This is a genomic window from Mycolicibacterium vaccae NBRC 14118 = CIP 105934 (assembly GCF_001552715.1).
Lineage (GTDB): Bacteria > Actinomycetota > Actinomycetes > Mycobacteriales > Mycobacteriaceae > Mycobacterium > Mycobacterium vaccae.
In genome coordinates, this window is the sequence record NZ_BCRS01000165.1 from 1 (window position 1) to 13149 (window position 13149).

13 protein-coding genes and 1 pseudogene are annotated in these 13149 nt (G+C 70.8%); 9 read left to right on the plus strand and 5 right to left on the minus strand.

From position 1 onward, the window contains the following. Window positions 1–512, plus strand: a 512-nt coding sequence (locus MVA01S_RS24425; protein ID WP_169801775.1) for a LuxR C-terminal-related transcriptional regulator, incomplete at its 5' end; no start/stop codon positions are given. On the opposite strand, the gene MVA01S_RS24430 is transcribed toward MVA01S_RS24425, so the two are convergent. The 4 genes from MVA01S_RS24430 to MVA01S_RS24445 are packed head-to-tail and all read right to left on the minus strand — an operon-like array spanning window position 458 to window position 3901. Beyond that, window positions 458–1144 (minus strand): CoA transferase subunit B, encoded by a 687-nt coding sequence (locus MVA01S_RS24430; RefSeq protein WP_003931692.1) that lies wholly within the window; start codon window positions 1142–1144, stop codon window positions 458–460. The genes MVA01S_RS24425 and MVA01S_RS24430 overlap by 55 nt on opposite strands. Next, the gene (locus MVA01S_RS24435) at window positions 1141–1926 is read right to left on the minus strand and encodes a CoA transferase subunit A (RefSeq protein ID WP_003931691.1); all 786 of its coding nucleotides are present in this window, start codon (window positions 1924–1926) and stop codon (window positions 1141–1143) included. Before MVA01S_RS24435 ends, MVA01S_RS24430 begins: the two co-directional genes overlap by 4 nt. Continuing rightward, window positions 1923–2693, minus strand: coding sequence for a 3-oxoadipate enol-lactonase (gene pcaD / locus MVA01S_RS24440; RefSeq protein WP_003931690.1), 771 nt, complete (start codon window positions 2691–2693; stop codon window positions 1923–1925). The genes MVA01S_RS24435 and pcaD overlap by 4 nt, the downstream gene beginning before the upstream one ends. Beyond that, window positions 2690–3901, minus strand: coding sequence for an acetyl-CoA C-acetyltransferase (locus MVA01S_RS24445; RefSeq protein WP_040542043.1), 1212 nt, complete (start codon window positions 3899–3901; stop codon window positions 2690–2692). Before MVA01S_RS24445 ends, pcaD begins: the two co-directional genes overlap by 4 nt. Window positions 3902–3984: 83 nt before the next feature. On the opposite strand from MVA01S_RS24445, the gene MVA01S_RS24450 reads away from it, so the two are divergent. The 4 genes from MVA01S_RS24450 (at window position 3985) to MVA01S_RS24465 (ending at window position 8503) form a co-directional block, all read left to right on the plus strand. Then, the gene (locus MVA01S_RS24450) at window positions 3985–4866 is read left to right on the plus strand and encodes a LysR substrate-binding domain-containing protein (RefSeq protein ID WP_003931688.1); all 882 of its coding nucleotides are present in this window, start codon (window positions 3985–3987) and stop codon (window positions 4864–4866) included. A gap of 63 nt (window positions 4867–4929) precedes the next feature. Continuing rightward, window positions 4930–6582, plus strand: a complete 1653-nt coding sequence (locus MVA01S_RS24455; RefSeq protein ID WP_003931687.1) for an Eco57I restriction-modification methylase domain-containing protein — start codon at window positions 4930–4932, stop codon at window positions 6580–6582. Continuing rightward, window positions 6572–7561: a hypothetical protein gene (locus tag MVA01S_RS24460; protein ID WP_003931686.1), complete on the plus strand. Its 990-nt coding sequence runs from the start codon at window positions 6572–6574 to the stop codon at window positions 7559–7561. The genes MVA01S_RS24455 and MVA01S_RS24460 overlap by 11 nt, the downstream gene beginning before the upstream one ends. A 24-nt stretch (window positions 7562–7585) precedes the next feature. Then, window positions 7586–8503 carry a phosphatase PAP2 family protein gene (locus tag MVA01S_RS24465; protein WP_040542041.1) on the plus strand — a complete coding sequence of 306 codons (918 nt, stop codon included), beginning with the start codon at window positions 7586–7588 and terminating at the stop codon, window positions 8501–8503. 130 nt (window positions 8504–8633) lie between these two features. On the opposite strand, the gene MVA01S_RS24470 is transcribed toward MVA01S_RS24465, so the two are convergent. Then, window positions 8634–9620: an LLM class F420-dependent oxidoreductase gene (locus MVA01S_RS24470; RefSeq protein ID WP_003931684.1), complete on the minus strand. Its 987-nt coding sequence runs from the start codon at window positions 9618–9620 to the stop codon at window positions 8634–8636. 339 nt (window positions 9621–9959) lie between these two features. On the opposite strand from MVA01S_RS24470, the pseudogene MVA01S_RS32140 reads away from it, so the two are divergent. The 4 genes and pseudogenes from MVA01S_RS32140 to MVA01S_RS24490 all read left to right on the plus strand — a co-directional run. After that, window positions 9960–10289: pseudogene (locus tag MVA01S_RS32140) on the plus strand (zinc-binding dehydrogenase); the annotation flags it as partial. A gap of 105 nt (window positions 10290–10394) precedes the next feature. After that, complete coding sequence (locus MVA01S_RS24480; protein WP_040542039.1) at window positions 10395–11561, plus strand: DUF7847 domain-containing protein; 1167 nt, start codon at window positions 10395–10397, stop codon at window positions 11559–11561. A gap of 1 nt (window position 11562) precedes the next feature. After that, a complete protein-coding gene (locus tag MVA01S_RS24485) occupies window positions 11563–12213 on the plus strand; it encodes a DUF4129 domain-containing protein (RefSeq protein WP_003931681.1) in 651 nt (216 codons plus the stop codon). Then, on the plus strand, window positions 12210–13149 hold a 940-nt coding region (locus tag MVA01S_RS24490; protein WP_060941725.1), incomplete at its 3' end, for a DUF4350 domain-containing protein. The genes MVA01S_RS24485 and MVA01S_RS24490, both read left to right, overlap by 4 nt.

Here is a 13149-nt window from a genome sequence, read left to right on the forward strand (position 1 = left end):
GCGCCCGGGCCCGCGGCCACCGCAGCGCCCGGGCCCGGCTCGGCTACGCCCGCGGCCGGCTGCTGGGCGCCCGGGGTGACCTCGCCGGGGCACGGCGGGCGTTCGACGAATCACTGGACCTGCTCGAGGGCCTGCCGCTGCGCTACGACAGGGCGCGGGTGAACTTCGCCTACGGTCAGACGCTGCGCCGCGCCGGGAAGCGCCGCGCCGCCTACGCGGTGATCGGCGTCGCGCGTGACCTGTACACCACGCTGGGGGCCCACACCTACGTCGCGCGCTGCGACCGCGAGCTGAAGGCCGGCGGCCTGAACCAGGCCAGGGAACCCCGCGAGGCCGTCGACCTCACCCCGCAGGAGGAAGCGGTGACCGCGCTTGTCTCGCAGGGACTCTCCAACCGCGAAGTCGCGGCCGAGCTCTACGTCTCACCCAAGACGGTGCAGTACCACCTGACCCGGATCTACGCCAAGCTCGGTGTCCGGTCGCGCTCGGAGCTGGCGGCGCTGCGCCGCTGACGGTGGTCGCTCACCGGCGCGCCGGTCTTGGCCACCACCTCGTCGAACGACACCCCGGGGGCGAGTTCGACGACCGCGAAGTCGGTGCCGGTGACGTCCAGGACGCCGAGGTCGGTGATGATCCGCTGCACCACCGCCTTACCGGTCAGCGGCAGATCGCAGGACGACACCAGCTTGGGCCCACCGTTTTTGGCGACGTGGTCCATCAGCACGATCACCCGTGCCGCACCGTTGACCAGATCCATCGCCCCGCCCATGCCCTTGACCATCGAGCCGGGCACCATCCAGTTGGCCAGATCGCCGTTGACCGACACCTGCATGCCGCCGAGCACCGCGACGTCGACGTGACCACCGCGGATCATCGCGAAGCTGGTGGCCGAGTCGAAGAACGACGCACCGGGCACCACCGAGACGGTCTGCTTGCCGGCGTTGACCAGATCGGGGTCGACCTCGTCGTCGTACGGGAACGGCCCGACGCCCAGGATTCCGTTCTCGGCGTGCAGCGTGACGTCTGAGCCTTCGGGCAGGTAGTCCGGGATCAGGGTGGGCAGCCCGATTCCCAGGTTCACGTAGTCACCGTCGCGCAGTTCGGCTGCGGCGCGCGCGGCCATCTCGGTTCGGGTCCAGCTCATGCCAGTGCCTCCTGCGGGTTTCGCGGCCGGGTGGTGCGCTTCTCGATTCCCTTGCGGGCGGCCTGTTCCGGGGTGAGTTCGACGATGCGCTGCACGAAGATCCCCGGCAGGTGCACCTCGTCGGGGTGAAGTTCGCCGACCTCGACGACGCGTTCGGCCTCCACCACGGTGACCCGGCCGGCCATCGCGGCGGGCGGGTTGAAGTTGCGTGCAGCGGCGTGGAATACGCAGTTTCCGGCCCGGTCGGCGACCGCGGCGCGCACCAGTGCGTAGTCGGTGACGATCGACTCTTCGAGCAGCATCTGCCTGCCGCCGAAGGTGCGCACCTCCTTGGGGGGCGAGGCCAGCGCGATGCTGCCGTCGGGGTGGTAGCGCCACGGCAGGCCACCGTCGGCGACCAGCGTGCCGACCCCGGTCGGGGTGAAGAACGCGCCGATTCCGCTGCCGCCCGCACGCAGTCGTTCGGCCAGCGTGCCCTGTGGGGTGAGTTCGACGGTGAGTTCGCCGGACAGGTACTGGCGGGCGAACTCCTTGTTCTCCCCGACGTAGGACGCGATGACGCGGCTGATCCGGCGGGCTTCCAGCAGCAGACCCAGCCCGCCGCCGTCGACGCCGCAGTTGTTGCTGACGATGGTCAGATCGTCGGCGCCCTGCGCCAGCAGCCCCTCGATGAGGAACCACGGGATGCCGGCCAAGCCGAACCCGCCCACGGCCAGGCTGGATCCGGACGGGATGTCGGCGACGGCCTCGCCTGCCGATGCGACCACTTTGTTCAATGTCATGACTGCTCCAAATGTTCGACGAGCGCGGCGGAGATCTGGTCGGGCTGCTCGGCGTTGGCCAGGTGGGCGGCCTCGTCGACGATCAGCAGCTTGGCGCCCGGGATACGGGCGGTGAGGTATTCGAGCGTGGCGGGCGGGGTCGCCGGGTCCTCGGCGCCGGCGATCGCCAGCGTGGGCGCGGCGATCTGCGGAAGCTGTTCGCGCAGATCGAGTTCGGCGATCGCCTCGCAACACCCGGCATAGCCCTCGGCCGAGGTGGCGGCGATCATCTGCTGCCACGCATCCCGTTCGGCGGGGTGGGTGTCCAGATAGCCGAGGGTGAACCAGCGCCCGACGACGGCCGGCGCCACCGTGGCGCAACCGCCGGCACGCACGGTCGCGGCACGGTCGCGCCACGCGCTTGCCGGCGGCAGTTGAGCGGCGGTGCAGAGCAGCGCCATCCGGTCGACGCGCTCCGGGTTCCGGGCTGCCACCCGCATCGCGGTCATGCCGCCCAGCGACAGTCCGACCAAGTGGGCCCGCGCGACACCGAAACGGTCGAGCACGCCGACGAGGTCGTCGGCCAGGTCGTCGATCGAGTACGGCCCGTCCGGCGCCGGCGAACCGCCGTGTCCGCGGGTGTCGTAGCGCAGCACCCGGAACCGGCGTTCCAGCGTGTCCAGTTGGGCGTCCCACATGTGGTGGGTGGCCCCCAGCGAGTTCGACAGCACCACTGCCGGACCGTCGGGCACCCCGCTCTCGACGACGTGCACGTCCACCGCGCTCATCGCGTCACCTCGAAGACCGCGGCGAGCCCCTGTCCGCCGCCGATGCACATGGTCTCCAGCACGTATCGGGCGTCGCGCCGCCGCGCCTCGTAGGCGGCGGTGGCCAGGATGCGGGCCCCGGTCGCGCCGATCGGATGACCGAGGGAGATGCCGGAGCCGTTCGGGTTGAGGCGGTCGTCGAGCGGGTCGATCTTCCATTCGGCGAGCACCGCCAGCACCTGCGCGGCGAAGGCCTCGTTGAGTTCGATCAGGTCGATGTCGTCGAGGGTCAGGTCGGCGCGGTCCAGCGCCGATGCGGTCGCGGCTACCGGACCGATGCCCATGGTCTCGGGTGCGCAGCCGGTCACCGCCCACGATCGAAGCGTCAACAGCGGTGTCAGCGAACGCTTCTCGGCCTCGGAGCGGGTGGTCACCACACACATCGCGGCGCCGTCGTTCTGCCCTGATGCGTTGCCCGCGGTGACTGTGGAGTCCGGGTCGGCGCCGGCGCGGATCGGGCGCAGCGCACCGAGGGTGTCGGTGGTGATGTCGGCCCGGGGATGCTCGTCGCGGTCGACGACGACGTCCGGGCGTCCCCGCCTGGCGGGGACGGTGACCGGGACGAGTTCGTCGGCGAAGGCTCCGTTGTCGTGTGCGGCGACCGCGCGCTGATGCGAGCGCACGGCCAGCGCGTCCTGCTCCTCGCGGGCGATGCCGTAGTTACGGCGCAGGTTCTCGGCGGTCTCGATCATGCCGCCCGCGATCGGGTGGCTCGCGCCGCCGGCGGTTTCGCGGGCTCGGTCCAGTCGGTCCTGCAGCGCGATCCCGCCCTGACGCACCCCGGTGCGCAGTCCGAGCGCGTAATGCTCGACATTCGACATCGATTCCGCGCCGCCCGCGACCACGGTGCGGGCCGCCCCGGTGGCGATCTGCCCGGCCGCATACAGCACGGCCTGCAGGCCCGACCCGCACCGCCGGTCGATCTGCAGCCCCGGCACGGCGGTGCCGAGACCGGCGTCGAGCGCGGCGATGCGGCCGAGCGCGGGGGCCTCGCCGTTGGCGTAGCCGTTGCCGAGGATGACGTCGTCGACGTCCCCCTCCCCGAGCCCGGTCCGCGCAATCAGCGCCCGCAGGGTCGTCGTCGCCAGGTCGACGGCGGTCAGCGCGGCCAGGGCACCGCCCATCCGGCCTACCGGGGTCCGCACCGGACTACAGATCACCACATCCATACCTCGACGCTAGGCGCGGGCGGCGATATTCTGAAATACCTAAATATGGTCGATTAATATCTGAAACATATGAATGGAGGTCCATGGAGCTGCGCCACCTGCGGTACTTCCAGGCCGTCGCCGAAGAGCTGCACTTCGGCCGCGCCGCCGAGCGGCTGCACATCGCCCAGCCTCCGCTGTCCCAGCAGATCCGCCAGCTGGAACGCGAGGTCGGTGTCCGGCTGCTGGACCGGTCCACTCGCAGCGTCGCGCTGACCGCCGCGGGCCGGGCGTTCCTGGACCGCACGATCAGGATCCTCGGCGCGGTCGACGAGGCCTGTGATCAGGCCCGCCGGATCGCCGACGGCGTGGAGGGTCAGCTGGTCGTCGGCTGTGTCGGCTCGGCGACGTACTCGCTGCTGCCGCGGTTGGTGCGCGAGCTGCGGGTGGCGCTGCCCGGGGTCGACCTGCGGGTGCGGGGCGAGATGCTGGCGACCGCGCAGCTGGCGGCGCTGCACAGCAAGGACATCGACCTGGCGCTGATGCGCCCGCCGGTCGACGACCCGGCGGTGACCACCGAGACGCTGCGGCACGACCGGCTCCTGATCGCGCTGCCCGCCGGGCACCGGTTCGCCGAACGCACCGAGATCGCGATGACGGACCTGCACGACGAGGACTTCATCAGCCACGCCGGGCACGGCCGGTCCCGGATGAGCACGCTGGTGGCCGGCCTGTGCCTGGACGCCGGGTTCCGCCCGCGCATCCGGCACGAGGTCGAGGAGACCTCGACGCTGGTGACCCTGGTCGCCGCGGGCCTGGGCGTGGCGGTGGTCCCCGAGCCCACCGCGGCGCTGGAGATCAGCGGGGTCTGTTACCGGCCGCTGGCCGGTCCCGGCGCGACGGTCGCGCTGCTGGCGGCCTACCCGACCGCGGACGCGTCGCCGCTGATCGCCAACGTCGTCGACGTCCTGCGCGCCACCGCCTGAGCCCGTCCGCCGAGGTCGGCGGGTCAGCGAGGTTCTGTCGGTGCGCTGCGGCACGATATGCGCATGCTTCCCGGCGACAGAGGAGACGACGCCGCGCTGCGCAAAGCGCGCGGGGCGTTCTTCACCCCTGCCCCGGTGGCCCGGTTCCTCACCGACTGGGCGGTCCGCGATCCCGCGCACGCGGTTCTCGAACCCTCCTGCGGGGAGGCTGTTTTCCTGCACGAGATCGGGCGGCGGGGCGGCCACACCGGCCCGCTGGTCGGTGTGGAGATCCACCCCGACTCGGCGCTGGAGTCCGAACGCGGCCTGCGCGCGCGCGGGGTCGACGCCGTCATTCACAACCAGGACTTCTTCTCCCACAACGAGTTCGGCTGTTACGACGCGGTGGTCGGCAACCCGCCGTACGTGCGGTACCAGGATTTCGCCGGCGAGGCCCGGGCCCGCGCACGCCAGGCGGCGCTGCGCGCGGGCGTCACGCTGTCCAACCTGGCGTCGTCGTGGGCGGCGTTCACCGTGCACTCGGCGCTGCACCTGCGCCCCGGTGGCCGGCTGGGTCTGGTGCTGCCCGCCGAACTGCTCAGCGTCAACTACGCCGCCGGGGTGCGCGAGTACCTGATGGACCACTTCGCGTCGGTCGGTCTGGTGCTGTTCGACGAGCGCGTGTTCCCGGGGGTGCTGGAGGAGGTCGTGCTGCTGCTGGCCGACGGCTACCAGCCCGACGGCGGCACCGGCGCCCAGCACATGCAGCTGTCCCAGGTCCGCGACGCCGAGGGCCTGGCCCAGCTGACGGGGTCACGCCGGTGGAGCCCGCCGGGCAACGGCGCGAAATGGTCGGCCGGTCTGATGTCGGCGTCCGGCCTGTCGGCGTTCGAGGCGGCGGTCGGCGGTGACGGGTTCACGTTCCTGGAGACCTGGGGGGACACCACGCTGGGCATGGTGACGGGCAGCAACCGGTTCTTCACGCTGTCACCCGCCAAGGTCGACGCACTCGGGCTGGCACCGTCTGACCTGCTGCCGCTGTCGCCGCCGGGCTCGCGCCATCTGCGCGGGCTGGCCCTGACGCCGAACGCGCTGCGCACCCTCGGCGAGGCCGGCCAGTCGACCTATCTGTTCCGGCCCGGCGGGGAGCCCACCGCCGCGGCCCGGCACTACATCGCCTCCGGTGAGGACCTCGACGTGCACCTGGCCTACAAATGCCGGGTGCGCAGCCCGTGGTGGCGGGTGCCCTATCTGCGACCCGCCGACCTGCTGCTGACCTACATGAACGCCGACACCCCGCGGCTGACCAGCAACCGCGCCCGCGTGCACCACCTGAACTCGGTGCACGGGGTGTACCTGCGGGAGGACCTGCGCGGGCCCGGTAGCGGCCTGTTGCCGCTGGCGTCGCTGAACTCGGTGACCCTGCTGGGCGCCGAGACGGTGGGCCGCGCCTACGGTGGTGGGATGCTCAAGATCGAACCCCGGGAAGCCGACGTGCTTCCGGTGCCGTCACCGGACCTGTTGCGCCGCAACGCCGATCAACTTCGCAGGATTCGCCCCGCGGTCGCTACCCGGTTGCGCGCAGGCCGGCTGCTCGACGCGGTCGCCCTGGTCGACGACGCGCTTCTACTGGCCACCTCGACGCTGTCCGAACGTGCGCTGCGCGCGGTGCGCCGCGACCACGCCGCGCTCACCGCACGTCGCCTCGCCCGCGGAAAAGCCAACGGTGGCAAGTAAACCCAGCTCCAAATCACTGGCCTGGCCGCTGTTCGACGCGATCGTCGGCCGGTCGGAATTCGCGGCGGTCAACCCGTGGCGGGCCGACGGGTCGTTCGTGCCGGACTACACCACACTGCGCAAGCTGCTCGCGGTACCGCTGCTGCTGGGCGCCGAGAGCCGGTCCGGTGTGCCCGCCCTGGCCCTGGACGTATGGGTCGCCTACGAGCTGCGGCGGGCCGGCCTGGACCCGGACGCGGTGTGGCCGCGCGCGGAGCCGCCGCGGGTCGTCGACCGTGACGTGCTGGCCTTCGTGAAGTCGATCCCGAAAGCCGCGGGCCGCGACGACCTGCTGGCACGGCTGCGCAACGGGTCCACCGCGGGAGTGGGGGCGGCCTCGGCGAACATCGCAGGAAAGAACTACTTCAAGCAGGTCGACGTGATCATGTCGTCGTGGCAGACCGGACCCGAGCTGCTCATCTCGACCAAGCGGATGGACTCGTCGTTCGGCAAGAACGCCGCCAACCGCGTGGAGGAGTCCTACGGCGATGCCAAGAACCTGGCGCTGCGCCATCCGCTGGCCGCGCTCGGGTTCGTGTACTGCCTGCGGTCCACGGCCTACACCGAGGAGCGCAGGCAGTTCGACTGGATCGCCGACCTGCTGGTCAAGCTCGGCCGGGAGGCCGACGCCTACGACGCGTGCGCGCTGGTCGTGCCGGAGTGGGAGGGCGACACACCGCCGGAGGTGGTGCCGCTGGAGCCGGAGGACGCGATCCTGGACCTCTTCGATGTCGACGTCGAAGACGTCGACAAGGAGGCGACCGTGGACATCGAGTCCCAACTCGCCGCGCTGCCCGAGGTGACCCTGCGCACCGACCTGGTGCCCGACGAGCTCAGCCCCGCCCGCTTCTTCGCGATGATGCTGACGATCGTGCTGGACAACTCCAACATCACCCAGCACGAGGAGGCCCGGCTGCGGCGCAGCCGAGCAGTCGGCTGAGCGGCATGAGAGGATCGTGCACCCGTGCAGACCGATCTTCTTCGCCAGGATGAGACCGGACATCGACTCCCGCGTGCGCGCCGTCGATGGACCGTGGTTGCGCTCTGCGCGTTGGTGTTCCTCGCCGCGGTCTACTGGCTGGCGGTGCGCACCAGCACCGGGCAAGCGGTCGAGAACGCCGCGCTCTACGGCGCCGACCAGGTCGACCCGCGGGCGTTCCTGGCGGCCAGGACGCTGCTCGACACCATCACGATGACCTCACTGGCCGCGGCGACGCTGCTGGTCGGCGTGATCGGCCTGGTGCGCCGCCAGGTCAGTCTCGCCGTCGCGGCGATGGCTGTCATCCTGGGCAGCCAGGCGATCACCCAGATTCTGAAATATTTTGTGCTGCAACGTCCGGACCTGGTGGACAGCGACCAGTACCTGGCCAACACCCTGCCCAGCGGGCACACCACCGCGGCGATGTCGGTGCTGTTCGCCACGCTGATCGTGATGCCGTACCGGTTCCGCGGGGTGGCGATGTTCTTCGCGCTCAGCTGGGCCGTCGGCATCGGCGCCTACACCGTCATCGCGCAGTGGCACCGGCTGTCCGACACGCTGGCCGCGGATGCGGTGGCACTCATAGTGGCCTGTGCGGCTTCGCATTTCCTGGCCCGCACCGACCGGATCCGGGCGGTCGTCACACCGGGCGCGGCCCGGTACACGCTGCGGACGGCGTTCGTGGCCGCGGTCACCGTGGTCGGTGCGGCCAGCGCGGTGCTGGGTGCGACGGCTCTGCTGGCCGCACTGCACCAGGACATCGACGCGGCGGCCGAATGGCGGTTGTTCCTGTCCGCGCAGTGGCTCGCGGCGGCCGGCTCGATCTTCGCCGCACTGCTGTTCTGGTGGACGTGGCACCGGCTGGAGACGAAGCGCCGCGGGGATCCCGCCTCGGTGCGTTAGGCCGTCGGCTCCTCGGTGTCCTTGTCCACGTCCGGGGTGTCCCGGTCCGGATCCTTCTCGGGCTCAGATGCCGCCGAGCCCTCTTCGTCGTCGTAGATACCTTTGCCGCGGGTCATGGTCGGCCTCTCAGTCAGTGCGATGCGGAGCGGAGCTTGTCGAGCAGCGGCGCTGCTGCCTCGGTCAGGAATGCGTCCTGGCTGTCGCCGCCGACCTGGATCAGCGCGATGTCGGTGAAGCCCGCCTCCCAGTATTCCCGCACCGCCTCGACGATCGCGTCGAGGTCGGGGCCACACGGGATCGACTCGGCGACGTCCTCCTTGCGGACGAACTGGGTCGCGCCGTCGAAGCCGGCGGTGGTGGGCAGGTCGGAGTTCACGGCCCAGCCGCCGGCAAACCAGCGGAACTGCTCATGGGCGCGCTCGACGGCGGCGTCCCGGTCGGGGTCCCAGCAGATCGGGATCTGCCCGATCACCCGCACCTCACCCGGCAGCCCGGTCGCACGCCGCGCGTCGTGCCACGAGTCGACGAGATCCTTGTCGGGTTGCACGGCGATCAGATGGTCTGCCAGCGGTGCGAACTGCTGCACCGAACGATCCCCGGAGACCGCCGCCGCGATCGGCACCGGAAACTCGGGGACGTCCCACAGGCGCGCCGAATCGACCTCGTAGTACTCGCCCTTCCAGTCGACCAGTTCGCCGGTCTGCAGCTCGCGGATGATCTGGATGGCCTCCGACAGCATGTCCTGCCGGCGCGCGATGGTCGGCCAGCCCTTCCCGACGACGTGTTCGTTGAGGTTCTCCCCGCTGCCCAGACCCAGCGTGAACCGGCCGTCGGCGAGCAGCTGCAGGGTCGCGGCCTTCTGCGCCACGATCGCCGGGTGGTAGCGCATGGTCGGGCAGGTCACGTAGGTCATCAGCTCGACGCGTTCGGTGGCGTGGGCGACCGCCCCCAGCACCGTCCAGGCGTACGGGGCGTGGCCCTGAGCGGACAGCCACGGGAAGTAGTGGTCACTGGACACTTCGAAGTCGAAACCCACCTCCTCGGCCGACACCGCATAGCGGACAAGGTCTTTGGGGCCACTCTGCTCTGTCATCAGGGTGTAGCCGAAACGCGTCATGGGCTCGGGGTACCCCGACCGGTGCAGAAGAAACGATTGCCGGTCCCGCGATCGGCCGGTTTCGGCCGGCGCGGTGGATATCAGGAGTAACTACCGTTAGCTCAAGATCCCGAGCCGGGGCGAGCTCTCCCCGGCCAGCCCCGCCGCTGACCGACGCGGGGCTGAAGAAGCTGCGCAACGCCGGCCATCTGGGACCGGGGCGGTCTCGTGCGTCGGCGGCCTGGGCAGTTACGCCACGCAGTACGCCACGCTGCTCGGCGGGGGCGCCGACCACGTCATCAACGTCCGCGACAAGGACGCCGACACCGTGCGGCCTGACTCGAATCAGCCACCAGGAGAACACGGCTGGATGCGGTCATCGAGTGCGCGGGATCGGCGGAGTCGATCAGGCTCGTGTTCACGCTGCCGGCCTCCGAGGGCGCGGTGGCGTCGGTCGGGCTCATCGGCAACCGTGTCGACATCCCGTTGTTTCCTTTGGTGGCAAGGGAGTACACCCGTTTCGGCTCGCCGTGGGGAAACGACAACGATCTCACCGAGGTCCTCGCGCTCGCGCAGGCGGGTCAGGTCAAGCATTCGGTCACCCGGGTCCGCTTCGACGACGTCAACGAGGCCTTGGACGCGATCGCCCGGGGCGACGTGCTCGGACGGGCGGTGATCGTCTACGACTGAGGCCGTTGCCGACCGGGCCCGCAACGCGCTGCTCCTGCACGCGGGCTGGCCTGGCCCGGGACCGCCCACGTTGTCAATTCCGGCGGTGATCGACAGGATGGTGCCATGACCTACAACGCCGGCGGATACGGTCCTCCCGGACTACCGGCCCCCGGCGCGGCAACTCCGGGCTATCCCCCACCGGGATACCAGGGGTACCCGCCCCCGCCGCCGTCCTGGCACTCACCCGGACACGCGCCCGGCTACTCCGGTTACCCGGGCTACGGGGGGCAGGCACATCCCCCGTACGGACCCCCGGTCCTCAAACCGGGCGTCGTCCCGTTGCGCCCGTTGACGTTGGCCGACATCTTCAACGGGGCCGTGGCCTACATCCGGGCCAATCCCAAAGCGACGCTGGGTCTGACGACCATCGTCGTGCTCGCCTCCCAGGTCATCGCGCTGCTGTTGTCGTTGTGGCCGTTCGCGTTCACCGGCCAGTTCGCCGAGTCGCTCGACGGTGACGAAGCCTCCACCGAGGTGCTGGTCAGCTGGCTGGCCTCCAGCCTGGCCGCGGCGATCACCACCGCACTGTCCACGACGTTGCTCAGCGGCCTGCTGACCGTGGTGATCGGGCGCTCGGTGTTCGGCACGGGAATCACGATCGGTGAGGCATGGCGCCGGCTGCGCCCACGGCTGTGGACGCTGATCGGGTTCACGGTCCTCAAAACGCTGGCGCTGATCGTGTGGTTCGGCCTGGTGCTGCTGCTGATCGTGGTGACCGTGGCCGTGGTGGACGGGCTCCTCGCGTTTCTCATCGTGGCTCCGCTGGTGCTCGCATCGGTGCTGGCCGCGATCTGGGCGTCGGTGATGCTCACGTTTGCCCCGGCGGCCATCGTGTTGGAGCGGCGCGACATCCTGACGGCGGTGAAGCGGTCGTTCGCACTGATCAAGGGCGACTTCTGGCGGGTCTTCGGCATCTGGCTGCTGGCCGCGGTCGTGGCCCAGTTCATCGCGGGTGCGGTGTCGATCCCGTTCAGCATCGGCGGGCAGGTGGTGTTGACCGCGTCGGCGACCACCACCGCGGCGATGATCTCGATGGTGCTGTTCTCGGTCGGCGGCGCGGTCGGCCAGATCATCACGGGCCCGTTCAGCGCGGGGGTGACGGTCCTGCAGTACACCGACCGCCGTATCCGCGCCGAGGCGTTCGACCTGGTGCTGCAGACCGGTGCCGCAGGCGGGCCGCACGCGCCTGCCGATTCGACGGACGATCTCTGGCTGACCGGCGCGCGGTGACGTGTCGACGATAGACATCGACCGCGACGCGGCGCGGGAGGCGGCACAGAACGAGCTGGCCAAGAACATCTATCCCAAACCCACGCCGATGGACATGCTGCTGGACTGGATCGAGGAGCTGCTCTACCGGCTCACCGCCGCGGCGTCGAAGTTCCCCGGCGGGTGGTACACGGTGGCCGTGCTGGTGGTGCTGCTGGTCGTCGCGCTCGTCGTGGCGATCCGCATCGCACGCCGCGCCATGCGCAGTGAGCGCACTACCGCGGCGCCGCTGTTCGGCGACCACCTGCTCAGTGCCGCCGAGCACCGGGCCACCGCCGAACGCCATGCCGCCGAGGCTGATTGGGCTCCCGCGATCAGGCACCGGGTCCGCGCGGTCGCGCGCAGGCTGGAGGAGGACGGCATCCTCGATGCCGTGCCGGGCCGAACCGCGACCGAGCTGGCCCGCGACGCGGGCCGCGCACTGCCCGCGCTGGACGGTGAATTGTCCACCGCCGCAGAGACCTTCAACGACGTCACCTACGGCCAGCGGCCCGGCACCGAGGCGCAGTACCGGATGATCGCCGCGCTGGACGACGAGTTGGGCAGCCACCCCTCGGGCCCGGCGGCCGCACACCCCGAGACGACCCGTCAGCCGTGGGCCGAGGTGCGATGAGCACCCCCGTCGGGACCACCTTCACCGAGCGCTGGTCGGTGCTGCGCTGGGTGCTGCTGGGGATGGCCGCGATCGTCGCGGTCGCCGCACTGACCACCTGGCTGACCGCACCGCGCCCCGGCGGGCATCTCGATCCGGCTTCGACGTCGGCCGACGGTGCGCACGCGCTGATCACCCTGCTGCGCGAGCAGGGTGTCACCGTGGTGGAGGCCGCCTCGATCGCCGACGTCGAACGCGAGGCCCGCGCAGACACCCTGGTCGTCGCCGGACAGACCTACCACCTGTTCGACGACGAGTTGCTGCGCCGGCTGGCCGACGTTCCAGGGGACCGGCTGCTGATCGCCCCGCTCGGCAAGACCCGGGAGGCACTGGCCCCCGAGCTGCGCCGGACGGACAGCACCGAGTTCGGCGGTCTGGCCCCGGACTGCGACCTGCGCGAGGCCACCCGGGCCGGCGCCGTGCAGTTCGGGGTGGCCGAGACCTTCGACGCGCGAGGCTCGGTCCCGGTGGTCCGCTGCTACGACGGCGTGCTGGCGCGCTACACCGACGACGGGCGCACCGTCACGGTGGTGGGCAGCGACCAGTTCGTGACGAACGCCGGCCTGGCCGAAGAGGGCAACGCCGCGCTCGCGTTGAACCTGACCGGATCCCACCCGCGGATGATCTGGTACGCGCCGCAGCGCAATGAGCCCGGCACCGCCGACGGCGCCGCGTCGTTCACCGATCTCATTCCGCCGCAGGTCAACTGGATGGTCCTGCAACTTGTCCTCGCGGTGGCACTGCTGGCCTGGTGGCAGGGCCGCCGCGTCGGGCCCTTGGTCGCCGAGCAGCTACCGGTCGTGGTGCGGGCCTCTGAGACCGTCGAGGGCCGGGGCCGGCTGTACCGCTCACGGCGGGCCAGGGACGTCGCCGCCGAGTCGCTGCGCACGGCGGCCC

What these genes read in the sequence shown, in the direction of transcription:
- MVA01S_RS24435 (WP_003931691.1), bottom strand. Translation starts at nt 1,926, where the DNA reads ATGACATTGAACAAAGTGGTCGCATCGGCAGGCGAGGCCGTCGCCGAC.
- MVA01S_RS24480 (WP_040542039.1), top strand. Translation starts at nt 10,395, where the DNA reads ATGACCTACAACGCCGGCGGATACGGTCCTCCCGGACTACCGGCCCCC.
- MVA01S_RS24430 (WP_003931692.1), bottom strand. Translation starts at nt 1,144, where the DNA reads ATGAGCTGGACCCGAACCGAGATGGCCGCGCGCGCCGCAGCCGAACTG.
- pcaD (WP_003931690.1), bottom strand. Translation starts at nt 2,693, where the DNA reads ATGAGCGCGGTGGACGTGCACGTCGTCGAGAGCGGGGTGCCCGACGGT.
- MVA01S_RS24455 (WP_003931687.1), top strand. Translation starts at nt 4,930, where the DNA reads ATGCTTCCCGGCGACAGAGGAGACGACGCCGCGCTGCGCAAAGCGCGC.
- MVA01S_RS24450 (WP_003931688.1), top strand. Translation starts at nt 3,985, where the DNA reads ATGGAGCTGCGCCACCTGCGGTACTTCCAGGCCGTCGCCGAAGAGCTG.
- MVA01S_RS24470 (WP_003931684.1), bottom strand. Translation starts at nt 9,620, where the DNA reads ATGACGCGTTTCGGCTACACCCTGATGACAGAGCAGAGTGGCCCCAAA.
- MVA01S_RS24445 (WP_040542043.1), bottom strand. Translation starts at nt 3,901, where the DNA reads ATGGATGTGGTGATCTGTAGTCCGGTGCGGACCCCGGTAGGCCGGATG.